Below are 24,248 nucleotides of genomic sequence, written 5' to 3'. Positions count from 1 at the left end.
AACTATGGGAAACCGCATTTACAATATTTTGTTCCATACACATACCGTAAGCGGTATTGTAATCAGTGTTGCACTCTACGTTATTTTCTTCACAGGATCATTCTCCTTTTTTAGGGATGAAATTGCCAATTGGCAACGTGGACATCATGTAAGCCAAGAAGATGCTATGCCTGAGGGAATTGACAGTCATTTAAATGACCTTTCGCTTGAATACAATTTATACGGTCGGGATGTAGAACTACGACATTATTACAACGAAAGAAGCATTACCGTCAACTTGGGAGCAACCAAAGACACATTGGCATCGGAGGAAGATAAGACACCCGTATTTTTCTATTTGGATCCCGAAGCCAAGACCAAAACCGAAAGCTATGCAGACAATTATCATTTGGGAGAATTCCTATACCGCCTCCATTTTTTAGATCAGATCCCCTACCCTTACGGAAGAACACTGGCTGGCATTGTCGCCTTCTTTTTTCTCTTTGCAATCATCACAGGAATCTTGGTACACTGGAACAAAATTGTTTCCAACTTTTACACTTTTAGGCCTTGGGCCAAATTAAAAACCATGTGGACAGATGCCCATACCGCTCTTGGAGTAATAGGCTTCCCGTTTCAATTTGTATATGCCGTTACGGGAGCTTTCTTTTTATTGAAAGGTATTCTGGTACTCCCTATGGTGATGGGTTTATACGATGGCGATGCGAATAAATTGTACGAAGATTTGGAGTATAACCATCCTGTTTATGAATTTCAGAACGAAAAATTGGACAAGACCATCAATCTGGATCAATATGTAATGGAAATGCAAAAAGAATGGGGTGATTTTAGAGTAACCGAAACCCATATTTTCAACTACGGCGACCAAAATATGCACGCTGCCATTAGTGGTTATCTCGGGTATGACACCAAACTCAATGGTTTGGGGTATCGTATTTACAAAGTCGCGGATGGTTCCATTGCACAAGAAAAAGTGCCCATTGCCTCAACCTCCTATTTAGATGGGGTGAAAAATATGATGTTCCGCCTCCATTTTGGTGATTATACTGGATACGGGTTACGAATAATTTCCTTTATTCTAGGATTGGTTTCCTGTTTTGTGATTCTCTCTGGAATTATGATTTGGCTCGTGGCCAGAGATAAAAAGAACATACCTGAAAAGCGACGAAAGTTCAACCAACAAGTTGCCAATTGGTATATGGCCATTTGCCTAACTTTGTTGCCTGTAACCGCATTGGAATTTATCATTGTAAAGTTTGCCTCAACGGTTAATATGGGCTTTCTCTACAAAACCTATTTTTTAATCTGGTTGGTCGCTACTGTATTCTTTATCCTTAAAAAAAATATTGCTTTCACCAACAAATGGACGTTGATCTCTGGTGGTGTTTTAGGATTGTTGGTTCCGATAGCAAACGGAATTACAACAGGTAATTGGATGTGGGTTGCCTATCAAAACGGATATCAACATATCCTTTTGGTGGATTTGCTTTGGTTGATCTTGGGGGTCGTATCACTTTGGATTGTGTTCTTCAAATTAGGCAAGAAAGAGATTGGGAAGGTCGCCAGTCAAAAAATTTGAAAAATTATCTCTTATAAAAACCTTTATGCTTGAGCAAGTAACATTCCTGTAAAACTTCAACCAACACCTCTTGGTCAATTTCTTCCAACGAAAAATAGCGAAGGGACTTAACCACCTTTCGGTTTTCACTCACCATTTTATCGGTGTGCAAAGTCAAATGGGCTGAATTCCAAAAGGCAATGTCCACAAACTTCTTTTTTTGGGACACATTTAAATAGCAGATGGGCTGTTTTCCAGCATAAAAGCAAGGAATACCCCATTTGTACTTCATATCTACATCTATTACAACCGACTCAATCACAGCTTTTAGATGCAACAAAACACTTCTGTAGGGTTCTTTCTGGTTGATGATATATTCTTCAGCTGGATTCATACCAACAGTTAGATTATTTTTTACTCTTGAAAAGCTTTTTCACCAACTTCATTAACAGAAGTGCTACAAAGCCAATAACCAATCCAAAGATAAAATCTTTAAGCAGGGTCGGAAGACTAGGAAACAAATGATGGAAAAACTCAATGTTGTGGTTAAAGATTCCACCAGATACAAGAAGTAATGCCAAAGTCCCAACAATGGATAGTGCCTTGATAATTTTTGGAAGTGCATTTACCAATACATTCCCCACATTATCCGAAAAGCTGTCAGTTTCTTTATTTAAATTAATGAGTTTGTACCCGTAATCATCCATACGAACAATCAAGGCCACAATACCATAAACTCCAACAGTGGCCAACAACGCCACCACCGAAACAGTCGCTATCTGAATGGTTAACGGTTCATTCACAACTGTACTTAATGCAATAATTACAATTTCGATTGAGAGTATAAAATCGGTAACAATGGCCTGTTTTATCTTTTGCTTTTCCAATTCTGGGAGTTCTTCTTCGGGAACCTCATCAATCTTCGGTTTGTGTTCATCTTCATTGCGGTGAAAAATGTATTCGTATACTTTTTCGGCACCTTCATAGGCCAAATACACACCACCCAAAATCAAAATAATGGTTATGGCAACAGGTAAATAGGCGCTCAACAAAAATGCAATCGGAAGTATGATCAACTTGTTTAAAAAAGAACCTTTGGTGATGGCCCACAGCACAGGAATTTCACGGCTGGATAAAAATCCTGTTGCTTTTTCAGCATTTACCGCCAAGTCATCCCCCAAAATACCCGCTGTTTTTTTGGTTGCAATTTTACTCATGGTTGCCACATCGTCCATCAATGCAGAAATGTCGTCCAACACGGCAAAAAACCCTGAAGCCATAGAAATAGTTTAAGATTAGTGTTAACAACAAAGTAACTAAATACTACTCTAACAACAGAAAAACAGGGGCAATAATAACTTGATTTTAGGAAACCCCATTCAATGACATGAGAGTGGCCACCCAAATAATTAGTGAGGAAAAGAAAATACCAATGGTATTGGCGGCAAAAGCTTGTCGCTTTTTCATTTTAAAGAGGTAGGATGCAATACTTCCAGCATAAACCCCTGTTCCAGGTAGCGGAATCATCACAAAAAGTACAATGCCTAAAAAACCGAAGCGCTGAATGTTCTTACCAGATCCTTTTTTGGCTCGTTGACCTACATAAACAGCTGATTTCTTATAAAATCGCCATTTGATCAGGTGTTGGTTGATGTATTTTAAAAAGAACATCATTAAAGGAAAAACCGCAACATTGGCCGCAAAACACACAATGAACACCAAATAGGCATTCACCCCTTGGTACATTCCATAAGGAATACCCACTTTAGCCTCTCCAAAAGGGGAAAGACTCCAAAGGGCCGCTACAATCAAATCAATGTGCAAGGTGTCGAGGTTTAAAGCTAGCAAACCTAACAATGATTTTGCGTATTGGGGTGCTTAACTTCCTTAAAAATTTATTAATTGTGATTTCCGCCATCACTATTTCTGTTATTAAAATCCAACGAGTTTATCTTGAGGTTAACAGTTTGTAAAATATCATACAACCTGTTAAAAACAGCTTTAAAGTTTTTTAGTTTTGAAAAAACCATCATCATGAAATTCCGACCTTTTTTTATCGCATTTTTAGCTACCATTACTCTATTTGCTCAGGAACACATACATAAAAGTTCAAGAGCACTTGAATTTCCGAATGTACCAGGGTATATCACTTTAAAAACTGATTTGCACCAGCATACAGTGTTTTCCGATGGTAATGTTTGGCCAACCATTCGAGTTGGTGAGGCACTTCGCGATAATTTGGATGTAATTTCTCTAACGGAACATTTGGAGTATCAACCCCACAAAGCAGATATTCCACACCCAGATAGAAACCGCTCGTATGAAATTGCCTTAAAAGAGGCCAAAGACCATGATCTTATGATCATTCATGGTTCGGAAATTACACGACAGGCTCCCATGGGGCACAGCAATGCTATTTTTATAGAGGATGCCAATAAAATATTGCACAATGAAGCCAAAGATGCCTTCGGTGAAGCTAAAAAACAAGGTGCTTTTGTATTTTGGAACCACCCTGCTTGGTATGCACAATCGCCAACTGGAAATCCAATTTTGAGCGAATTTCAAAAGGAACGCATCAAAAATGGGGAATTGCATGGAATTGAAGTCATCAATGTGGGTGATTATGCCGAAGAATCGTTAGCGTTGGCCTTGGAAAACAATCTGACCATTATGGGTACCAGTGACATTCACGGGTTAATTGACTGGGACTATGTGGGTAAAGGAATAGATCGACCTGTTACATTGGTCTTTGCCAAAGAAAGAACTCCTGAATCGCTGCAAGAAGCATTGTTTGCAGGTAGAACAGTTGCAGTTTTCAATTCTTTGTTTGTGGGTAAAAAAGAACATTTGGTTCCCTTATTGCAAGCTAGTTTGGTGATTGAAAAGGCCAACTACATTGACAAAACTTCCATTTTGGAGGTGACCCTTACAAATGTGACCAGCAGTGACCTATTATTGGAAAATCAAATGGAATATACTTTTTATTCGAGTTCTCCTGTATTCACCATTCCTGCTGGTGAAACCAAAACATTAAACATTAAAACTTTGGAGAAAAAGGATAGCGTGACACTAACCCTAAAGGCCTTGAGCGCTTATGTTGCTCCAAAAGAACAAGCTGTTATAGATTGGGAAATTAAGGTTGAATAAATTCTACGCTACCGAAGGAAAAGGAGAACCATTAATGGCCGCATCAAAATCGGACCAGATTTTACTGATCAATTCTTTTGGGGTTTTGTCGGAAATAGATACCCATTTTCGGTCCACATCCACATCAAAACAAAAACGTGAAAGGTCGCCAGAATAATCACTGTCCAACTTAGAAAGGAGGAACTTTGTGATTTTTGGTCTCAACTTGTACTCGAGGTCAATACAAGTTCGTTTCATCACTGGATTGTCATCTCCAGAAAATAACCAGTTAAACTTCACTATTTCGCAAGTATAGGACGTACAATATACTAAAAAACAACACATTACCAACACTTTAGTGTTGGTTCTCGTTTTATGGCCTATTCTAACCCAACAACGTAGTTTTGAAGGTAGTTATAGCGTGGTGTTAACGTACCATTTTGTGTCATTCGTGCACGCTCCAAAATTCCATCTTCATCGTTGTTGAAAAATGCTGGAATCACATGTTTTGAGAATGCTCCGCCGAAGCCAACACTGGCATCTCTTGGCAATTCGCAAGGGAGATTATCAACGGCCATAACAGCAATTACATCTTCCCTTTTGTAATCATCAACAGTTTCGGAAACAGGATTATATCCATATATGGGATCTGCAATTGTGGATGGTTGAATTGTAGTTGCTACAGGTCCGTCGATATCGCAGCTAATATCGGCCACAACTTTGATTTTAAAATCTGGATGCTTGGCATCTTCTCTTGTATATAAAAATGGTGCTCCATCGCCATAAAAGTGTCCAGCAATATAGAAATCGGTCACCTTGGCAAAACGGAAGAAATTGGATTTATATTCCTGAGGATTCTGGAAAAAATCGGCCTTATTTCCTCTTACACCATCTTTCCTTTTGTTGTATTCGGCTGCATCTATTTGGCAATAAACAGGCTCCGAAAAGGTTTTGTGCAAATAATCGTCTACACCAACTTTCTTTAATCCCATGCCGTCGAGCATTTCCTTGGAGCCATTACCTACCCTTCCTTTTCCAGTTAGAAGAATTTTGATATTGGGCAATTTAATCTGCTGTAGTTCTGCGATCAAAGCTTGTTGATCCTTTAGGTTTTCTGCTTTGGGCAGTTGATACAAATCGTATTTTAAACCATAGGTTCTAAATCCGTTATAGGCACCTACAATGCCCGCATACCTTCCGAACGCCACCAAACGTTGTCCTTTAGGATTGGTGATCACCTCATGATCGTACAACTCAATGTTCTTGTCGAGAATGGCTCGTAACAAATCTCGATTATAGGGTTGTTTTTTTATGGTGTGGGAGAAGAAAAAGTATTTTTTATTGGGTACCAAAGCATCGATAGGAACTTCTTTTACCCCTAAAAGCACATCGCAGGATTCCATATCGTCACCGACTTGCAGTCCTATTGCTGTGTATTCTGCATCGGAAAAGGTTCGGATGGGAGACGTTTCCACCAAAATTTCTGCCTTTGGAAACTGTTCCAAGACATTTTGGCATTCTGATGGGGATAGTACCACCCTACGATCGGGCGGATTTTTACGTTCGCGTATGATTCCGAATTTCATAAACTGCTTTGGTATAATTGTTGACCAAATTAAGGGTATTGGGTAGATAGCGCAAACTTTTTATCTTTTGAAGATATAAGTTACCTTTGCCGCCCGCGTTAGGGATAGAGGCAAATACCTTGTATGGCCGATAGCCCGACCGAGAACTTGCGTTGCAGGTTCTTGGAAACGCCAACACTTTGACTGCGCTATGTGCAGGATTAGTTCTTTGATAAAAAAATGAGTTTAGGATGAGGTCCCGAAACAAGTTCGGGACGTAATTCGATCACGCAAATCATAGATTTGCTATCTCATTACGGGGCCGACTGGTTTTGACAGCGAGACCAATGGTTATGTAAGCATGTCGAGCTATGGGAATGATGCTCGTTAATTCAATGTCTCAACTTTTTTAAATGGCGAGTCTAACTACGCTTTAGCTGCTTAATTGACTGAATTATAGTAAGTCCAAGCCTCGGTGCGCAAGGCGCACAAGCTGAATGTCCCTTGACAGCCCTTGTTGATGGCGGTCTTTTTTGGGGCACCATAAAAGTCAACATAGCGATCTTATAGCTTCGTTAAGGTCGTAAAACTTAAGAAGCTAAGCGTACGATAGGCTGTTTTGGGTCGGTCGTGCGTCGAAAATTGAACCAAAACTAAGCATGTAGAAAGCCTAGTTATTGCTTGTTTGGACGAGGGTTCGAATCCCTCCGGCTCCACTTCATAAAAAAAGCCACCTTTAAAAGGGTGGCTTTTTTATTTATCGGCCCTCTTTCAGGTTGTTTTTAATAATATTCAGCACTATTTATTCCATCTGCCTCATATTATTTTGCCCTATTTAGGTTACAATTGACCTTAATTATCCACACGCCAAGTTCCACAGAAATGAATTGTGGCATTTTTTTAAAAAAAGTATGATTTCACTCTGAATTTTTTAGTCCGAAAATGGTTAGGGCATAAATGCCCGAAAGCTCCTTAAACAGAGCGATATACAATTATAACTTATTATTTTTCAATGTATTATGTAACTTAAGTTACACAAGAAAACGTCAAAAACTGACAAATGTCATACTTGTAAACACTCCCTATTACTACTTTTATTCATGTAATTCACAGAATCCTAAAGTCATGAAAAATTTAGTCATATTAGGTGCAGGAACGGCCGGAACAATGATGTCTAACCATCTTGTATCAAAACTTCCAAAAAATGAATGGCAGATCACAGTTGTGGATCAATATAAAACCCATTACTATCAACCTGGATTTTTATTCCTCCCATTTGATATTTATACCACTAAACAGGTAAAGAAAAAAGGAGAGAAATTCATTCCGAAAGGTGTAAATTATATCAATGAGAAGATAGATCTTATCCAACCTGAAGACAATAAGGTTCTTTTGGAAAATGGAAATGTACTGCCTTATGACATCTTGATCATTGCTACAGGTACTAAAATTGCTCCCGAAGAGATTGAGGGCATGAAAGGTCCTGAATGGCACAAGAGCGTTTTTGACTTTTACACTTATGAAGGCGCCAAGGCACTTCGCGATAAATTCCGTGAATGGGAAGGTGGAAAATTGGTGGTACATATTACAGAAATGCCCATTAAATGTCCTGTTGCTCCTTTGGAATTTGCCTTTCTAGCAGATTCTTACTTTAAAAACAAAGGAATGCGCGACAAAGTGGATATCACTTTTGTTACTCCTTTGGGAGGTGCTTTTACCAAACCAAAAGCGACTCAAGCCTTGCACCATTTATTGACCGACAAAGGCATTACTGAGGTAACAGATTTTAACATAGAACGAGTAGATTACGAAAACAACAAGATCATAGATTATGCGGAAACAGAAGTACCCTATGACATTTTGGTAACTGTACCCACCAATATGGGTGATGCATTGATTGAGAGATCTGGTATGGGTGATGATCTAAACTATGTCCCAACCAACAAAGCAACACTGCAAACTGATGATTACGAGAATATTTTCGCACTTGGTGATGCTACCAACTTACCTGCATCCAAAGCTGGTTCTGTTGCCCACTTTGAAGCTGAAATATTAACTGAGAATATTTTAAGGTACATCAACGGAGAACCCTTAAAAGAAGAGTTTGACGGACATGCCAACTGTTTTATTGAAACAGGGGGAGGAAAAGCACTCTTGATAGACTTTAACTATACCCATGAACCTGTTGAAGGTACATTCCCCTTCCCTGGTGTAGGCCCATTGAACCTGCTCAAGGAAAGTAGGACAAACCATATGGGAAAAATGGCCTTCCGATGGGTCTATTGGAACATGTTGATCAAAGGCATCCATATTCCTTTTGTTTCAGCAACCATGAGTGAAAAAGGAAAACATTTTGAAGAAACACAAGCTTAATTTAACATCTAAATACTACTAAAATGGACAAGACAATAGCACAAGCAACAATTTCAGTGGACCAAGAAGGATACCTAACCGATTTTTCACAATGGAACAAAGAAATTGGCACAGAGATAGCACATGAACAAGGTATTGAAATGACCGATAAACACTGGGAAATCATTGATTATATCCAGGATAAATTCAAAAACGAGGAGCCATTATCCATTAGAGGAATTAAAAAAAGTGGCGTAATCGATATTAAACAGTTTTACGCCTTGTTCCCAGGTGGCCCATTGAAAAAAGCCACTATGATCGCGGGTATTCCAAAACCAAAAAGCTGTATTTAATCTCGAGTACAGGACAGGAAAAACCTAATTGAGAGAATAAATAAAAACTACAGAAATGAGCAATACAAAAGTTAAAAAAATGCTTTTTATACTCTCCAAAGCCACCCTGGAAAATGTGTATGCCGCATTTGTGATGGCCAACGGAGCAAGAATGGAAGGTATTGATTCTGAAATATTCTTCACATTCTTTGGATTGGAAGCCATTCAAAAGAAAAAACTGGAACATTTGCACGTTGCAACTGTTGGTAACCCTGCCATGCACATGCCCACAATGTTGGGAGGTTTGCCTGGGGTTGAAGCACTAGCTTCCAATATGATGAAAAAAGAAATGGACAAATTGGATATGCCCCCAGTAGGTGAATTCTTGGAAATTCTATCAGATTCTGGATGTAAACTTTGGGCCTGTAAACTGGCTGTGGATATGTTCCATTTGGAAGAAAAAGACCTGATCGACGAATTGGATGGAATCTTAACCATCGGGGATTTTTATAGTAGAGCCGATCAAGAAGGCACCCAATTATTGTTCATTTAAACAACAGAAAAAGAGAACTTTTTTATATTAAATCGAAAGCCGTTCAAAAAGTAAAACTGTGACTAAAACAGCATCGCTTTTTGATCGGCTCTTTTATTTGGGTTAGTGTATTTATTTTATTTGTAGTGCCACAATTTCAAATCCTTCGTGATCAATGCCATCCCTTTTCAAAATTTCAAAATCCTTAATTATAATGGATCTATAGCTTTCACCTTCAGTATTTTCTTTTTGTGTCAACGCATCATAAAGTTTCCAAGCTTTTTCAAATTGGTCTTGTAACAGATAACTGTGGGCCAGATTACAGGTCAAAGAAAGTAAAGGATTTTCCAATTTTGGTGAGTTCCTTATGACTTGTTCAGCTTCCACATATTCTTGAAGCCTCAAATGGAGCCAACTTTTATTGGCATGGGCTTGGGCAAGTTCAAAAAGTAGACGTGGATTATCATTGTAATTTTTAAAATTATTCTGAAGTAATTGCATGATCTCCTCTTGGAATTCCATTTTCTCTTGTGGAAAAATAGTCTCGTCAATCTGCTCTCTTAGATTACTAACTTTTTGAAATACTTGATGCAATGACAATTCTTCTTCATTAACACCCATAAAATAATCCAGATAATGCTTGGTATCATTCTTCATGTTTTTGATAACTGGCAATTCAACCCCATATTTTTCCAATCGATTTTCAACATCCGCCAAAAGTTCCAAAGCCTTGGTTTTGAAGGTGAAATCCACTTTACTCTCCAATTCGGATTGATACAATTCCACCAAATTCAAGGCTGTTGCACAATAATCGGCATCAAAATCAATAGGTTGTTCCAGCGCTAATTTCCTTCTTATTTTAAGGGCTTGATCAAAATAATCCTCGGCCACTTCATAATTCCTTAATTCAAAATGAAACAATCCCAAATTGTGCAACCCTGTTGCCAAATAATGGGTAAACTCCTGTGGTCGTGAATCAGCAAGTTCATTGTACCGATCCACTGCCTCTTTCATATGTTGAATGGCCTGATCAAAATTCTTCATTTCTGAATGTACAATCCCTAAACTGTTATAGGTTGATGCCAGATAGGGTTGAAAGACCTCAAAATTAAGATTGGATAATTCTTGATACGCTTTTAGAGCCAATCCGTAATACTGTATCGACTTTTCTGGTTCTTCCATTGAATTGAAAGTGACGGCCAAATTATTTAGCACAGCAGCCAAATATGGTTTTAAGGCCTCATCCCCCTCTTCTATCAAATCCTCAAAAAGCTTTTGAGCTTTAAGGTATTGCATCTTGGCATCGAACAAATTGAATTCTTCTGTGTAGATATTTCCCAATTGGTAATGCCCACTGGCTCGAAATCTTGAATATGCTGGATCTTTTAAGCTTTCATAGATTTTAATCGCTTCCTTGTAATATTTTTTCGCGAAGTAAAAACCCCTTTTCTTGGCATGTACCTCAGCCAATGCAAACTGGGTATTGGCCAAATGCGGATTAAATTCCGATTCCCCATTGGAAACAGCTTGACTGTATATTTCCAAGGACTTTTTATAATTGTCAATGGCTTTTGAAAGTTCAGTTATAGACTGAATGGCAGCGATATTGTTGAGAATGGCTGCTCGTTCCATTGCCGTACCAAGCTGGTCATATGCTTCCATCAAGTGCAAAGCATTTTCGAATGCCTCAACCGCTTTATTCGGATTCTTTGTTCTTTGGTACAAACGTCCCAAAACACTATTTAAGTGAAGTTTTTGCTCCAAAGATGTAGCGGAAATTAATGCTTCTTTGTAATGTTCAATGGACTTTTCAACTTCGTTCTCGTGTAAGAGCACATTGGCATTTTGTATCTGTTCTGCAAATGATAGTCTCATAACTGCACATTTTTATTAAAATTCTGTTTGGGCATCTTTATACTGCGAGGCATTTTCTTTGCAGATGCCCACATACTCCAATCTTGGCAATTCATCATACTCAATGCCAGGCAGGAAAAAGGTCTGTTTTTGCATATCCAACAATCTAAACCTTTGTTGCTTCAAATGTTTCACCAAGCTAAGAACAGCCAGTTCATCAGCGCTATCAACCGTGGAAAACAAATATTCTCCAAAAAATATTTTTCCATTGGCCACACCAAATAATCCACCTACCAGTTTGCTGTTCTTCCACACCTCAACCGAATGGGACTTTCCTATGTTGTGCAATTCGGTAAAAATTCGAAACATTCGTTCGGTCAACCATCTATTGTCCATTTGTCCATCAATATTGTACAACTGTTGGCAATTGCGCAATACTTGTTCAAAATCGGAATCCATGGTAACAGTGAACTCTTTATTCAGAGTTTCCCATCTGGACACTGGGATGTCGAAGGCTTCGGGAATTAATACAATTCTGGGATCGGGAGACCACCATTTAATATGTTTTAAAGGAAAGTGCCAATAAAAAATTCCGCTGTTATAGGCCAAGAGCAAACGCTCAACAGACATTTGACCTCCAACGGCCAACAATCCTTCTATATCCGCAAAATAGGCGGGCGGAAAGCTGATTTCATCATTTTTAAGCTCAAAATATGGCACGTTAAAATAATTTAACCCGTAGTGTCAGGCAGTTGGTTCAAATCTTCCAATTCTCCCAATAAAGAGAGTATTTCAAATGTTTTTTTTGCTTCTTCCTCATCCACCACACTTATGGCGGCACCTACATGGACCATAACATAATCATCGACTTTTGCCTCTGGTACCAAAGCAAGGCTCACCTCTTTTTTTACACCTCCGAAAGAGACTTTTCCCATTCGAAAGGTCTCATCCAACTTTGAGGTTATTTCCAATAATTTTCCTGGGATAGCCAAACACATTGTTTCAGGTTTTATTAATGTTCAGGAATCATTTTGAGATTCTTTTCCAACCAATTATACCATGCTTCCATCCCTGTTCCCTTGGTGGCCGATACTTCAAAAAAGACCAAATTTGGGTTCACTTGCAGGGCATTTTTCTTCAATTCCTCAATATTAGTGTCCAAATAAGGAGCAAGATCAATTTTGTTGATGATGCAGATATCCGAAGTATGGAACATATCGGGATACTTGATAGGTTTATCATCTCCCTCGGTAGTACTAACTATAACCACGCGTTTGTGCTCTCCTAAATTAAACATGGAGGGACAAACCAAATTCCCCACATTCTCGATCATTAACACCGAGTCATTTTTAATATTCAATTTTTTGACGGCATCGTGGATCATATCACTTTCTAAATGACAGCCCTTTCCCGTATTAATTTGAATCACGGGAACGTCCAAAGCGGCAATACGGTTGGCATCGTTCAAGGTTTGCTGATCTCCTTCTATCACATAAAAAGGAATTTTGTCTTTCATATCTGAAAGAGTACGCTCCAAAAGCGAGGTTTTTCCCGAACCAGGAGAACTCACCAAGTTAAGGGCGAAGATATCCTTCGCATCAAAATACCCTCTGTTTCTTGCCGCCATGATCTCATTTTGCTGCAAAATGTCTCGCTCCACCTCCAAAACTGTTTTGTGCTGATGCTCATGATCATGGGAATGGTCGTGATGATGGTGGTGATGACCATGATGATGGTCGTGGTCATGATCGTGATGATGATGATGGTGATGTCCGTGAGAATGGGAATGGTGCCCTCCATTTTCATGGTTATGGCTTTCATTTCCAATTGTAGGGGTCAATATTTTTGGCCCATTTTCTTCGCTTCCGCAACCGCAAGTTCCGCACATAATTGTATCCTTTATTTTTAAACCACTTCCAGGGCCTTAACCCTTAGTTCTTTTCCTTGAATTATTCCTTTTAAATTGCTGCCACAGTTTGGGCACGAATCATAAAAATGTTTGATTTCAAAAACTGTATCGCAATCTGCGCATTGTCCCAGTCCCTCTTTTACATCAATCCTTTTTTCTGCACTTTCAAGCACTGTATTTTTAACTGCTGCAGGCCACACAAAATCCAACGATTCAAATTCAACACCAGCCAGTTTACCTATTTCAAGCTCGATCAATGTCACCTTTTTCGCCATGGCCTTTTTGATCTCGTTCTCGGCGATCTTTACTATTCCCAATGCCACAGAAAGTTCGTGCATCCGTTACAATTTTAAGTATTGATTACTAGCAGTGTAAGACACAATATTATCGAAAATCAATTTTTTACAACATGACATTTATCATACCCAAGCCATTGATTATTAGGTACTTTTAAAGCTAAACCCTTTAAAAGAAATATCCAGGTTTAAACAATTGGCCATGGCAACAGAAAAATCAGTAAAAGAAACTTATTACGAAAGCATTATAAAACAGGGATATAGCAGACGTGATTTTATGAAATTCGCTACCTATATCGCTGCTTATATGGGCTTGGAAACTTCCATGATCGGCCAAGTGGCCAAATCCTTGGAAAACACCTACAGAATACCCGTTATTTGGGAGCATTATCAAGAGTGCACCTGCTGTAGTGAATCTTTCATTCGATCGGACCACCCTATAGTTTCGGACATTATTCTTGATAAAATTTCTTTGGATTACACCTTGACCTTGATGGCTGCATCAGGACATCAGGCCGAAGCCGCCAAGCAGGCGACGATGGAAAAATACAAAGGAGAATATATTCTTTGTGTGGAAGGTTCGGTACCTCTTGGTGACGATGGAAATTATTGTTGTATTGCAGGAAGATCAGCCAAAGACTTGTTGATTGAAGCCGCTGAAGGTGCCAAAGCCATCATTGCTTGGGGCAGTTGCGCATCCAACGGTTGTGTTCAAGCTGCATATCCCAACCCCACCGAAGCAACCCCAATACACAAAATAATTAAAAACAAACCTATTATCAGGGTTCCAGGCTGTCCTCCAATTGGAGAGGTTATGGCAGGCATTATTGTTCACATGATCACTTTTGGACGTTTGCCAGAGTTGGACGGATTGGGCAGACCCAAAGCCTTTTACTCAAAAAGAGTACACGATTCTTGCTATAGAAGACCGTATTATGATGCAGGTCTTTTTGCAGAAACCTTCGATGATCAAAATGCCAAAGAAGGGTACTGTTTGTACAAAGTAGGCTGTCGTGGACCAATGACCTATAATTCTTGTGGAACCATTAAATGGAACAATGGGGTGAGTTATCCTATTCAATCAGGTCATGGTTGTATAGGTTGCAGTGAAGAAAATTTCTGGGACAACGGTCCTTTTTATGAGCGTTTGACTGGTTTAGCAGGATTTGGCATCGAAAGCACTGCAGATACCATAGGTAAAGTGGCCGCAGGTGTAGTAGCGGGTGGATTGGCCGTACATGCCGTTGCCGCCAATATTTCCAAAAGAAAAGAGCTGAATAGCCGAACAACGCGTGGAAAGCAAAATGAAAAGAAACTAGAGTCTTAACAAAAGTATCATGGCAAATAGAATAGTAGTAGATCCCATAACAAGGATCGAAGGGCATTTAAGAATAGAAGTTGAGGTAAAAGACGGTAAAATTACCGAGGCCTATAGTTCCAGCCCCATGGTGCGGGGACTTGAAAATATTGTCAAAGGAAGAGACCCAAGAGATGTTTGGGCATTTGTTCAGCGAGCCTGCGGAGTTTGCACCACCATTCACGCATTGGCATCCGTAAGATCTGTGGAAGATTCCTTGGGAATTGAAGTTCCCCCGAATGCCGAAATGGTTCGGAACATTATGGAAGGGGCACTTTATATGCACGATCATACCGTACACTTTTATCACCTACACGCCTTGGATTGGGTGGATGTGGTAAATGCATTAAAAGCTGACCCTGCCGAAACCTCTAAATTGGCACAAAGCATTTCCAGCTGGCCCAAAAGTTCACCTGGCTATTTTTCCGACATCAAAAAAAGGATCACAAAGTTTGTTGAAAGCGGTCAATTGGGAATTTTTGCGAACGGGTATTGGGGCCATCCACAAATGAAATTGCCACCAGAAGTTAATCTTTTGGCCGTGGCCCACTATCTGGAAGCCTTGGAATGGCAAAAAGAAATTGTAAAGATCCATACCATTTTCGGAGGTAAAAACCCTCACCCCAATTATTTAGTTGGCGGTATGGCGTGCGCTATCAATACGGAAAGCCCTGGTGGAATCAACGCCGAACGTTTGGCCTATGTGGGTAGATTATTAAAAGAGGGCAAACAGTTTATTGAACAGGTGTACATTCCCGATCTATTGGCCATTGCCTCCTTCTACAAAGATTGGGGAGCCATCGGAAAAGGATTTGGAAACTATATGTCCTACGGAGATTTCCCAACCAATGGTTATCGTGATATTTCGAATTTTAAATTTCAGCAAGGTGTTATTTTGGATAGAGATCTATCTAAAGTGTACGACGTAGACCATAGAAATGATGATATTGCTGAATTCATCAATAATTCTTGGTACGACGATTATTCAGAAGGAAAAGATCACGGAAAACATCCTTGGGACGGTGAGACCAACATCAATTACTCAGGTCCAAAACCACCGTATGATCAATTGGATATAAATCAGAAATACAGCTTTATCAAAACACCACGATGGAGGGGCAAACCAATGGAAGTTGGACCGCTTTCCAGATTATTGGTGGGATATGCACGCGGCAACAAAGAAATTCAAGATGCTGTAAATGGAGCCTTAGGTCATTTGGATGTACCTGTTGAGGCATTATTCTCTACCCTCGGTAGAACGGCGGCAAGAGGAATCGAAACCCAATTGGTGGCCAACTGGACCATGGAGTTTTATGACACGCTATTGCTGAACATTAAAAATGGGGATACCCGAATGGCCAATATGGACAAATGGGAACCTGAATTATGGCCTACTGAATCAAAAGGAGTCGGCTTTGCAGAGGCGCCCAGGGGAGCACTTGGTCACTGGATCCAAATAAAAGAAGGTAAAACAGAAAATTACCAACTGGTGGTTCCATCCACTTGGAACGCCTCACCTCGTGATCCAAAAGGGCAACGTTCCGCTTACGAATCCACCTTGTTGGGAACACCTGTCGCCGATCCAGAATTGCCATTGGAGATCATTAGGACCATTCACTCCTTTGATCCCTGCATTGCATGTGCGGTCCATTTGTACGATGAACATGGCAAGCATTTGTCACAAGTACAAAATGTTTCAAGCTGCGAAATATAGAAATTAAAGAATCATGAAAGCACGAAGTTTTAAACGGGTATATGTCTGGGAATTGCCAGTTCGGTTTTTCCATTGGATCAATGCTTTTTCTATTACCATTTTGGCTGTTACTGGGTTTATAATTGCAAATCCGCCCGCCATTATGTCCAATGCAGAAGCTAGCGATGCTTACTGGTTTGGAACGGTACGTTTCATCCATTTTGCAACAGCCTATGTATTCTTTTTCAATATGATTCTAAGGGTATACTGGTCCTTTGTGGGCAATCGATTTTCAAGTTGGCGTGCCTTTTGGCCTTTTAGCAAGAAAATGTGGCATAACTTTTTACACGTCATCAAGGTTGATGTTTTTTTGGCCAATGAGAAAAAGCCTGATATCAAGGATATCAGTATTGGACATAACAGTGTGGCTTCATTTTCATATGCTGCATTGTTTTTATTGGCTCTAGTTCAAGTGTTTACTGGATTTGGTTTATATGCTGCAAATGCTGGCTGGTGGCTTCCCAAGCTTTTCAGTTGGGTTGTTCCTTTTATGGGCGGTGATTTTATAGTTAGAACCATCCACCATATTGCAACATGGGGTTTTATACTGTTCACCTTGATTCACGTTTATCTGGTATTTTACCACGACTGGCTCGAAGGTCGAGGTGAAGTTTCATCCATGTTCGGAGGGTACAAATTTGTATGTGAAGAACGACTTACCAAAGCTTTGGAAGATGAGGAAATTGAAAGTCCAGTGGATGAAGAGACACTGGAAATTATAGATTAAATGCATAAAATGACACAATCACCAACAACTGATTCAGGTTTAAAAGATAAACCCGTAGCGATAAGCAGCGATGCATTTTTCTTTGAAAAAGATAAATCCAAGAGTATTTTGGTTTTAGGGGTGGGCAACTTCCTAATGGGCGATGAAGGGGTAGGAGTGCATTTGATCCAGAACATGGACCTTAGGGAATTGCCCCCTTATGTTGATATTCTAGATGGTGGCACAGGTGGATTTTTACTGCTCAATTGTTTTGAAAGTTATAATAAAATCATCTTTGTTGATGCCACTATGGATGGTAAGGAAGAGGGTACCATCTCCTTGATACGTCCAAAATTTGCAAGCGATTTCCCCTCTGCATTGAGCGTTCACGATGTTGGATTAAAAGATATGATTGAAGCAGTCTACCTTATGGAAAGCAAGCCTGATCTATACCTTTTTACCATTTCGATTGAAAACGTAGTTCCAATGACTACCCAATTGGCACCAAAAGTTGAAAAGGCCATTCCAAAGACTATTGATCAGATTTTGTCGCTGGCGGAAACCTTGCACGATCAAATCATATAAAGTGCCAAAAACATTCAAAATAGTAATAACTGGCCGTGTTCAGGGAGTTGGCTTTAGACCTCATGTCTTCAATTTGGCCAATACGTTCCAATTAAACGGTACGGTATCCAACAACGAGGAAGGGGTTATCATCTTCATTACTGGTGATGAAGATGTAGTGCATTCCTTTTATCGATTATTGACTGAACATCCACCTGTTGCATCCAAGATTTGGGAGCACCATATTGCCGAAACAAAACACAAAACATTTCAAGGGTTTTCAATTGTCCCCTCCAAAAAATCTGGAAAGCTAAATTTGCAATTGACACCTGATTTTGCCATTTGTGAAGATTGCAAAACAGAAATTACCGATCAAACTAACAGACGTTATCAATACCCTTTCACCACCTGTGTAAATTGCGGTCCTCGATGGGCGATCACCAACACTTTCCCCTTTGAACGGGATCATACCAATCTGGTTTCATTTCAAATGTGCCCCAGCTGTTCCAAAGAATATGGCGATCCTAAAGATAGGCGGTTCCATTCACAGACCAACACATGTCCCGATTGTGGAATCCAGCTCCAATTGTCAAAGGCAGATGGTGCTATTATATCAGCTGAATATCCCATCGAAAATGTTGCAAAACTTATTAAAGAAGGAAATATAGTCGCCATAAAGAACACCAGTGGTTATCTGTTATGCAGCGATGCCAATAATGCAGATGCTGTAAGATCATTGCGAAAAAGAAAAAACAGACCCACAAAACCCTTCGCAATTCTTTATCCTTCTTTGGAAATTTTAAAAAGCCATTTGAAAACAAATACTGTAGAAGATGAAACCTTGGCCTCTCCAGAAAGTCCCATTGTAATACTTCAAAAAAAAGATTTTAAAGGTGAATTGGCGTTATCAGAACTTGCACCTGGACTCAATCAATTGGGTGTTATGCTCCCCTACTCTGGAATTTTACATTTGCTGGCCAAAGAACTGGAAATTCCAATTGTGGCAACCAGTGGTAATATTCACGCTTCTCCAATTATCAGTGACGAAAAGATTGCACATAGGGAACTTTTCAATGTAGCGGATTACTTTCTGGACCATAATCTAAAAATCACCAATCCTCAAGATGACTCTGTGATAAAGTTCAGCTCTCGCAACAAAGAGAAAATCATTTTCAGAAGATCAAGGGGGCTAGCTCCTAATTTTGATATTAAAATCAAAAAAGACAAAAAGATTTTGGCCATGGGCGGGCACCTAAAAAGCACCCTTGCCTTTTTACCCAATAATTACCTATATATCAGTCAATATTTAGGAAATCTGGACCATTTTGACGTGTTTGATCGCTATATACAAACGGCTGAAAAATTTATGGAGCTGTTTGAGGAACATCCCGAAGTGGTTTTAGTTGACAAGCATCCAAGCTACAACAGTTCCCGTCACGGCATAGAACTGGCCAAAAAACTGAATTCCGAACTTTATCAAATTCAACACCATAAAGCCCACTTTGCCTCTGTTTTGGGGGAGTACCAACTTTTTAAGAAAAAATCACCAATCCTTGGTGTAGTTTGGGATGGAACGGGCTACGGAGACGATGCACAGATTTGGGGTGGCGAGTTTTTCAGTTACCAAGAGGGTACAATGGAACATGTGGGACAATTTGGATATTACGATTGGTTGGCGGGAGACAAAATGGCCAAAGAACCGAGAATATCCTTTTTCTCTCTGGCCAATGAAAAAATGCAAGATGAAATAAGTGCAAAGTTCTCCAAGCAAGAAATTGCGATTTACAATCATTTAAAGAAGAAGGAAGTCTTAAAAACCTCGTCCGTTGGTCGACTTTTTGATGCCGTTGCATCCCTTTTGGGCATTTGTGATTATAACACCTATGAAGGTGAAGCTGCCATTTTACTGGAAAATCAAATTACGGACTACAAGCTTTCACAATGCAAATCCTATTGCCCTGAAATCACAAATGGTATTGTTCCGACCAAAGAACTGTTCAACAATCTGTATGTCGATTTTAAAAATGGTAGACCAAAAGAAGAAATCATTTTGAACTTTATATTCAGCTTGGCCATGATAGTAATTAAAATGGCGAATCAAAACAAAATCAAAAAAATTGCAATGAGTGGAGGTGTATTTCAAAATACCACCTTGGTAGATATGCTAAAAGAATTGGCGGGTGCGGAATACGAGCTATATTTTAATCGTAACTTAAGTCCAAACGATGAAAATATTTCCTTCGGGCAGTTGATGTACCACCAACACATAAAAAATTGAACGATGAAGTACTTAAGTGAGTATCGAAATCTAGAAGCCACCAAAAAATATTTGGACTTGATCGCAAAGACCGCTACCAAAACATGGAACATCATGGAAATATGTGGCGGACAGACCCATGGTTTGGTGAAAAATGGCATTATCAATCTGTTACCTGAAAATGTGCGAATGATCCATGGGCCTGGGTGTCCTGTATGTGTAACTCCTCTTAACCTGATTGATAAAGCCATTGAACTGTTGGAAAATGGGGTGATTGTCTGTTCGTTTGGTGATATGGTCCGTGTTCCTGGCAGCAAAAAAAGTTTATTGGAAGCAAAAGCAAATGGCGGTGACCTTCGCATTTTGTATTCGCCCTTGGAAGCCGTGAACATTGCCAAACAAAATCCCGATAAAGAAGTGGTTTTCTTTGCTGTGGGATTTGAAACCACTGCCCCTGCAAATGCCCTTTCCGTTTTGCATGCCAAAAAGGAAAATGTTTCCAACTATTCCATTTTGGTATCCCACGTACTTGTACCTCCTGCCATGGAAGGCATTTTGGATGATGAACTCTGTACCATCGATGCTTTTTTGGGCGCAGGTCATGTCTGCGCCATAATGGGAACCGAAGAATATTATCCATTGGTTGATAAATACAAAATACCCATTGTAATTACAGGTTTTGAACCCTTAGATCTTGTTCAAGGTATTTATATGGCCATTGTACAATTGGAAAAAGGAGAATATAAATTGGAAAACCAATATTCACGAGTGGTGAAGGAAGAAGGCAATGTAGCAGCAAAGAAAATGATGGAGTCCGTTTTTGAAATTGCCGATCGCGAATGGCGTGGCATCGGAACCATACCAGAAAGTGGGTATCGCCTTAAAAAGGAGTTTCTGGCTTATGATGCTGAAACTAAATTTGGAATCAGTTCCATTGCAACACCAGAAAATTCAACTTGTATTGCGGGTCAAATTTTGAAAGGCATCAAAAAACCACATCAATGTACACAATTTGGTAAGGCTTGTACTCCTGCCAACCCGCTTGGTGCTCCTATGGTTTCTTCGGAAGGTGCCTGTGCAGCCTATTATCATTTTTCAAACAACTTAATCACTTCTTAAGCCATGAGCAGAAACGATCTTGGATTCGACACTATAAATTTAGGACATGGAAGCGGAGGATTGATGACACGTGACCTATTGGACCACATCATTTTTGAAACCTTCAACAATCCTTACCTCAACCAAAAACACGACGGTTCCATTATTACAGTTGATGGAGAATTGGCCATTTCAACAGACAGTTTTGTGGTGTCCCCTATTTTTTTCAAAGGAGGGAATATTGGTGAATTGGCCGTGAACGGGACCGTAAACGATGTTGCCATGTGTGGGGCCGATCCTAAATTTCTTTCATTGGCATTTGTGGTGGAAGAAGGTTTGCCCATGGAAGATTTTGTGAAAATCGTCGATTCCATCAAAAAAGCGGCAGATACCGCAGGTGTACAAATTATTACTGGAGACACCAAAGTTGTGGAACGTGGAAAAGGAGACAAAATCTTTATCAACACCACAGGATTTGGGAAAGTACACCCAAAGGCAAACATCTCCTCCAACAAAATTAAATCAGGGGACAAAATCATTATCAGTGGACCAGTGGCGCAGCATGGCATGGCCATTATGTCACAAAGGGATGGACTCGAATTTGAATCTACCATTGAAAGTGACACCACTAACCTCAACTTTTTGGTGAAAGATCTTTTGGATGTCTTTGGAGCTAAAATTCACCTATTCCGAGATCCTACAAGAGGTGGAGTGGCCAGTGTACTTTCAGAATTGGCGGATGACACCAATTTGGGAATTAAATTGCAAGAAACCGAAATCCCATTGGATGATCAAGTCGCCGCTGCCTGCGAAATTTTGGGCCTAGACCCACTATTTGTGGCCAACGAAGGTATTTTCATTACCGTGGTTGGTGCTGAAATAGCAGATGAAGTCGTAAAGCTTATGAAAAAGCATGAAAAAAGCCCAAGAGCTTCCTGTATTGGAGAATTTACATCGGAACATCCCAAAAAAGTAGTGATGCACAGCGTTATTGGTGGAAAACGAATGGTAACCCCATTGTTAGGTGAACAATTGCCGCGTATCTGCTAAGTACTAAAAATCCAATAAACACCAATTATGATGGCAAAAAGCCCTCCTGCCATTCGTATGCCATTGAAAAACATATCGCTGTAACCATTCTTGGCCATAGATGACACCTTCCCGATTACAAATGCGAAAGTGATCATAGCCACGAGTATTCCAGCAGCAAAACCAATTATATAGGCGATGGAATCCGTTTGCGTTTCAAACCCTAAAACAGGTAGAAATAGCAAAAAATGGGAAATGCCTGCCAAACCATGCAAAATACCAATGGAAAAAGAAGCGAAATTATTCTGCTTTAGCTTATCACTATGAACATGGTGGTGAGAGCTATCATGGGCATGCTGGTGTTCATGCGTGTGCAGAACAGGATTATGCTCGGTATGCAAGTGCAAATGCTTGTGCTTTTTGCGTTTTTTGAAAATACGGTACAAAGCCCAACAACCAATTCCTAACAAAACAAAACCCACAAGTTGTTCGCTGTATTTGGAAATCTCATCTACGGGAATAATTTCTTTGAAAATGGAAAACAACAATCCAATGGCAATCATGCCCAATAAATGCCCTATGCCCCAAAAAAGACCAATTTTCCAAGCCTTTCTTTTTGATTCAATGGCAAAGGGTGCCACCGCCGCCAAATGATCGGGACCCGCTATTACATGAAGTACCGAAGCAATTAAACCAGCGGTTAAAGGAAAGGTTGCATCCATCATATTGATCAGGAATATTTACAAAAATAAAACTTCTGATAGCAGATAAACCTGATAAAAATCAACTTAAAACACTTTAAAAATAAAAGACATTACCGCTCGTTTATGTAAATGGTAAAAAGGTAATGGCCATTTTTTTGGCATGCTTGTTGTTTTTAGCTCATTACCAAAATCTTACTATTATGAAAAACCTCAACTTTTTTATACTCACTATAATTGCAATTTCTTTGGTTTCTTGTGCCAGTTCTGGATATGTAAACTTGAACTACCCACAGGAACCTGCAATGTTATTACCAGAAGACATCAATAATATCGCTGTTGTCAATCGCTCTTTGACCAAAGAAGAAGATAAACCCAACAAAACGTTGGAATCCATTGCCACAGGTGAAGTGGCAGGTTCCGATAAATGGGCATCGGATGATGCGTTAAAAGGGATTTTTGATGGGCTTAGGAACAGCCACCATCTTACCGTAAAAATGCCCTCCACTACTCGATTGGAAGGTACAGGTACACGAGTAACGCCTGAACTTCTGGATTGGGGTCAAGTTCGTGCCATTTGTGATGAAACTGGTGCTGATGTGCTTTTAGTTTTGGAAAATTTTGATTCCAACACTGATTTCACCATAAACTCAGCGGTTGAACAAATTGCTTCGGTAATTCGAACTGGGCAACCAAGTGGTCGAATTCCCAGACGGGCTCGAGTGAACATTAAAAGTTATTGGAGGCTGTACGACCCTGTTACCAATACGATCATAGATCAATTTCAACAAAACTATTATACCGAAATAGATGTGCTTAGCAGTGCCATTCCTTTTTCCTCACTTTCAGAAGTTGCCTATTCATCAGGAATGGACTATGCCAGTAGATTTCTTCCAAGTTATTACAGAGTGCGTCGGGATATGTACAAAAAAGGAAAAGGACGGGATAAAAATGCATTTGATGCTGGTTGGAGACGCACCGAAGTGGCCAATTGGGATGATGCCATAGCTATTTGGACCGATATTGCGAATGACCGCTCCAGTAAGTCTGCAGGAAGGGCTGCGTACAATATTGCTGTTGCCCACGAAGTTTTAGGAGATACAGATATGGCCCTGCAATGGGCAAGAAAGTCTTACGAAGATTATGGCGACAAAATGGCTAGGGATTATGCCAAAGTTCTATTGAATCGCCAGCGTTTGGAATATTAATTGTTCCATCTCTTTTTCGAGAACACCTTTAACGAGTAGCCAAAATTTCTA

General features: G+C 39.8%; 25 protein-coding genes and 1 other RNA gene. 15 read left to right on the top strand and 11 right to left on the bottom strand.

Annotation, left to right across the window (positions count from 1 at the left end; translation table 11 throughout):
• Positions 1-4 precede the first annotated feature (4 nt).
• Positions 5-1,579 (top strand): PepSY-associated TM helix domain-containing protein, encoded by a 1,575-nt coding sequence (locus BLQ18_RS07645; protein WP_090297420.1) that lies wholly within the window; start codon positions 5-7, stop codon positions 1,577-1,579.
• Between the two features lie 4 nt (positions 1,580-1,583).
• Here BLQ18_RS07645 and BLQ18_RS07640 read toward each other — a convergent pair whose 3' ends face one another.
• The 3 genes from BLQ18_RS07640 to BLQ18_RS07630 all read right to left on the bottom strand — a co-directional run bounded on the left by BLQ18_RS07640 (position 1,584) and on the right by BLQ18_RS07630 (position 3,406).
• Positions 1,584-1,952 carry a DUF1801 domain-containing protein gene (locus tag BLQ18_RS07640; protein WP_090293906.1) on the bottom strand — a complete coding sequence of 123 codons (369 nt, stop codon included), beginning with the start codon at positions 1,950-1,952 and terminating at the stop codon, positions 1,584-1,586.
• Between the two features lie 13 nt (positions 1,953-1,965).
• Positions 1,966-2,838 (bottom strand): DUF808 domain-containing protein, encoded by an 873-nt coding sequence (locus BLQ18_RS07635; protein WP_090293904.1) that lies wholly within the window; start codon positions 2,836-2,838, stop codon positions 1,966-1,968.
• 85 nt (positions 2,839-2,923) lie between these two features.
• Positions 2,924-3,406 (bottom strand): COG2426 family protein, encoded by a 483-nt coding sequence (locus BLQ18_RS07630; protein ID WP_417935103.1) that lies wholly within the window; start codon positions 3,404-3,406, stop codon positions 2,924-2,926.
• A 186-nt stretch (positions 3,407-3,592) separates the two neighbouring features.
• Here BLQ18_RS07630 and BLQ18_RS07625 point away from each other — a divergent pair, with 186 nt between their 5' ends.
• Positions 3,593-4,705 (top strand): Sb-PDE family phosphodiesterase, encoded by a 1,113-nt coding sequence (locus BLQ18_RS07625; protein WP_090293902.1) that lies wholly within the window; start codon positions 3,593-3,595, stop codon positions 4,703-4,705.
• A gap of 3 nt (positions 4,706-4,708) precedes the next feature.
• Here the strand turns inward: BLQ18_RS07625 and BLQ18_RS07620 are convergent, their stop codons facing one another.
• Both BLQ18_RS07620 and BLQ18_RS07615 read right to left on the bottom strand, forming a co-directional pair.
• On the bottom strand, positions 4,709-4,984 hold the full coding sequence (locus BLQ18_RS07620; protein ID WP_090293899.1) for a hypothetical protein: 276 nt from the start codon (positions 4,982-4,984) through the stop codon (positions 4,709-4,711).
• 80 nt (positions 4,985-5,064) lie between these two features.
• Entirely contained in the window at positions 5,065-6,270 is a 1,206-nt protein-coding gene (locus tag BLQ18_RS07615; RefSeq protein WP_090293895.1) for an NAD(P)-dependent oxidoreductase, read from the bottom strand.
• Positions 6,271-6,567: 297 nt separating this feature from the next.
• On the opposite strand from BLQ18_RS07615, the gene ssrA reads away from it, so the two are divergent.
• The 4 genes from ssrA (at position 6,568) to BLQ18_RS07595 (ending at position 9,486) form a co-directional block, all read left to right on the top strand.
• Positions 6,568-6,968, top strand: a transfer-messenger RNA (tmRNA) gene (ssrA, locus tag BLQ18_RS07610).
• A gap of 406 nt (positions 6,969-7,374) precedes the next feature.
• Complete coding sequence (gene sqr / locus BLQ18_RS07605) at positions 7,375-8,622, top strand: type III sulfide quinone reductase, selenoprotein subtype (RefSeq protein ID WP_090293890.1); 1,248 nt, start codon at positions 7,375-7,377, stop codon at positions 8,620-8,622.
• 23 nt (positions 8,623-8,645) lie between these two features.
• On the top strand, positions 8,646-8,954 hold the full coding sequence (locus BLQ18_RS07600) for a TusE/DsrC/DsvC family sulfur relay protein (RefSeq protein WP_090293888.1): 309 nt from the start codon (positions 8,646-8,648) through the stop codon (positions 8,952-8,954).
• A 55-nt stretch (positions 8,955-9,009) separates the two neighbouring features.
• Positions 9,010-9,486 (top strand): DsrE/DsrF/DrsH-like family protein, encoded by a 477-nt coding sequence (locus BLQ18_RS07595; RefSeq protein ID WP_090293886.1) that lies wholly within the window; start codon positions 9,010-9,012, stop codon positions 9,484-9,486.
• Between the two features lie 111 nt (positions 9,487-9,597).
• Here the strand turns inward: BLQ18_RS07595 and BLQ18_RS07590 are convergent, their stop codons facing one another.
• Genes BLQ18_RS07590 through hypB form a run of 4 tightly spaced genes read right to left on the bottom strand, consistent with a single transcriptional unit; the run spans position 9,598 to position 12,979 of the window.
• Entirely contained in the window at positions 9,598-11,340 is a 1,743-nt protein-coding gene (locus BLQ18_RS07590) for a tetratricopeptide repeat protein (RefSeq protein WP_090293883.1), read from the bottom strand.
• A 15-nt stretch (positions 11,341-11,355) separates the two neighbouring features.
• Positions 11,356-12,039: a leucyl/phenylalanyl-tRNA--protein transferase gene (locus BLQ18_RS07585; protein ID WP_090293881.1), complete on the bottom strand. Its 684-nt coding sequence runs from the start codon at positions 12,037-12,039 to the stop codon at positions 11,356-11,358.
• Between the two features lie 11 nt (positions 12,040-12,050).
• Complete coding sequence (locus BLQ18_RS07580; RefSeq protein ID WP_090293876.1) at positions 12,051-12,317, bottom strand: HypC/HybG/HupF family hydrogenase formation chaperone; 267 nt, start codon at positions 12,315-12,317, stop codon at positions 12,051-12,053.
• A 14-nt stretch (positions 12,318-12,331) separates the two neighbouring features.
• The gene (hypB, locus tag BLQ18_RS07575) at positions 12,332-12,979 is read right to left on the bottom strand and encodes a hydrogenase nickel incorporation protein HypB (RefSeq protein ID WP_245668087.1); all 648 of its coding nucleotides are present in this window, start codon (positions 12,977-12,979) and stop codon (positions 12,332-12,334) included.
• A gap of 21 nt (positions 12,980-13,000) precedes the next feature.
• Here hypB and BLQ18_RS17085 point away from each other — a divergent pair, with 21 nt between their 5' ends.
• The gene (locus tag BLQ18_RS17085; protein ID WP_245668086.1) at positions 13,001-13,228 is read left to right on the top strand and encodes a hypothetical protein; all 228 of its coding nucleotides are present in this window, start codon (positions 13,001-13,003) and stop codon (positions 13,226-13,228) included.
• Here the strand turns inward: BLQ18_RS17085 and BLQ18_RS07570 are convergent.
• Positions 13,225-13,566, bottom strand: coding sequence for a hydrogenase maturation nickel metallochaperone HypA/HybF (locus BLQ18_RS07570; protein WP_090293871.1), 342 nt, complete (start codon positions 13,564-13,566; stop codon positions 13,225-13,227). The genes BLQ18_RS17085 and BLQ18_RS07570 overlap by 4 nt on opposite strands.
• 160 nt (positions 13,567-13,726) lie before the next feature.
• Here BLQ18_RS07570 and BLQ18_RS07565 point away from each other — a divergent pair, with 160 nt between their 5' ends.
• The 7 genes from BLQ18_RS07565 to hypE are packed head-to-tail and all read left to right on the top strand — an operon-like array spanning position 13,727 to position 22,309.
• Positions 13,727-14,851: a hydrogenase small subunit gene (locus tag BLQ18_RS07565; RefSeq protein ID WP_090293869.1), complete on the top strand. Its 1,125-nt coding sequence runs from the start codon at positions 13,727-13,729 to the stop codon at positions 14,849-14,851.
• Between the two features lie 10 nt (positions 14,852-14,861).
• Complete coding sequence (locus tag BLQ18_RS07560; protein WP_090293866.1) at positions 14,862-16,595, top strand: nickel-dependent hydrogenase large subunit; 1,734 nt, start codon at positions 14,862-14,864, stop codon at positions 16,593-16,595.
• A gap of 13 nt (positions 16,596-16,608) precedes the next feature.
• Positions 16,609-17,361: a Ni/Fe-hydrogenase, b-type cytochrome subunit gene (gene cybH / locus BLQ18_RS07555; RefSeq protein ID WP_090293863.1), complete on the top strand. Its 753-nt coding sequence runs from the start codon at positions 16,609-16,611 to the stop codon at positions 17,359-17,361.
• A 9-nt stretch (positions 17,362-17,370) separates the two neighbouring features.
• Positions 17,371-17,925: a hydrogenase maturation protease gene (locus BLQ18_RS07550; protein ID WP_090297412.1), complete on the top strand. Its 555-nt coding sequence runs from the start codon at positions 17,371-17,373 to the stop codon at positions 17,923-17,925.
• A gap of 1 nt (position 17,926) precedes the next feature.
• Positions 17,927-20,182: a carbamoyltransferase HypF gene (hypF, locus tag BLQ18_RS07545; RefSeq protein ID WP_175443731.1), complete on the top strand. Its 2,256-nt coding sequence runs from the start codon at positions 17,927-17,929 to the stop codon at positions 20,180-20,182.
• 3 nt (positions 20,183-20,185) lie between these two features.
• Positions 20,186-21,280 (top strand): hydrogenase formation protein HypD, encoded by a 1,095-nt coding sequence (hypD, locus tag BLQ18_RS07540; protein ID WP_090293857.1) that lies wholly within the window; start codon positions 20,186-20,188, stop codon positions 21,278-21,280.
• 3 nt (positions 21,281-21,283) lie between these two features.
• Positions 21,284-22,309 carry a hydrogenase expression/formation protein HypE gene (hypE, locus tag BLQ18_RS07535; RefSeq protein WP_090293855.1) on the top strand — a complete coding sequence of 342 codons (1,026 nt, stop codon included), beginning with the start codon at positions 21,284-21,286 and terminating at the stop codon, positions 22,307-22,309.
• On the opposite strand, the gene BLQ18_RS07530 is transcribed toward hypE, so the two are convergent.
• Entirely contained in the window at positions 22,306-23,013 is a 708-nt protein-coding gene (locus tag BLQ18_RS07530) for a sulfite exporter TauE/SafE family protein (protein WP_090293852.1), read from the bottom strand. The genes hypE and BLQ18_RS07530 overlap by 4 nt on opposite strands.
• 179 nt (positions 23,014-23,192) lie before the next feature.
• On the opposite strand from BLQ18_RS07530, the gene BLQ18_RS07525 reads away from it, so the two are divergent.
• Positions 23,193-24,197: a DUF6340 family protein gene (locus BLQ18_RS07525; protein WP_139150373.1), complete on the top strand. Its 1,005-nt coding sequence runs from the start codon at positions 23,193-23,195 to the stop codon at positions 24,195-24,197.
• Positions 24,198-24,248: the final 51 nt, after the last annotated feature.

It is taken from the genome of Flagellimonas zhangzhouensis (genome assembly GCF_900102925.1).
GTDB lineage: Bacteria > Bacteroidota > Bacteroidia > Flavobacteriales > Flavobacteriaceae > Flagellimonas > Flagellimonas zhangzhouensis.
The sequence above is the reverse complement of the archived record's forward strand: the minus strand, read 5'-3'. Positions and strand labels throughout refer to the sequence as shown.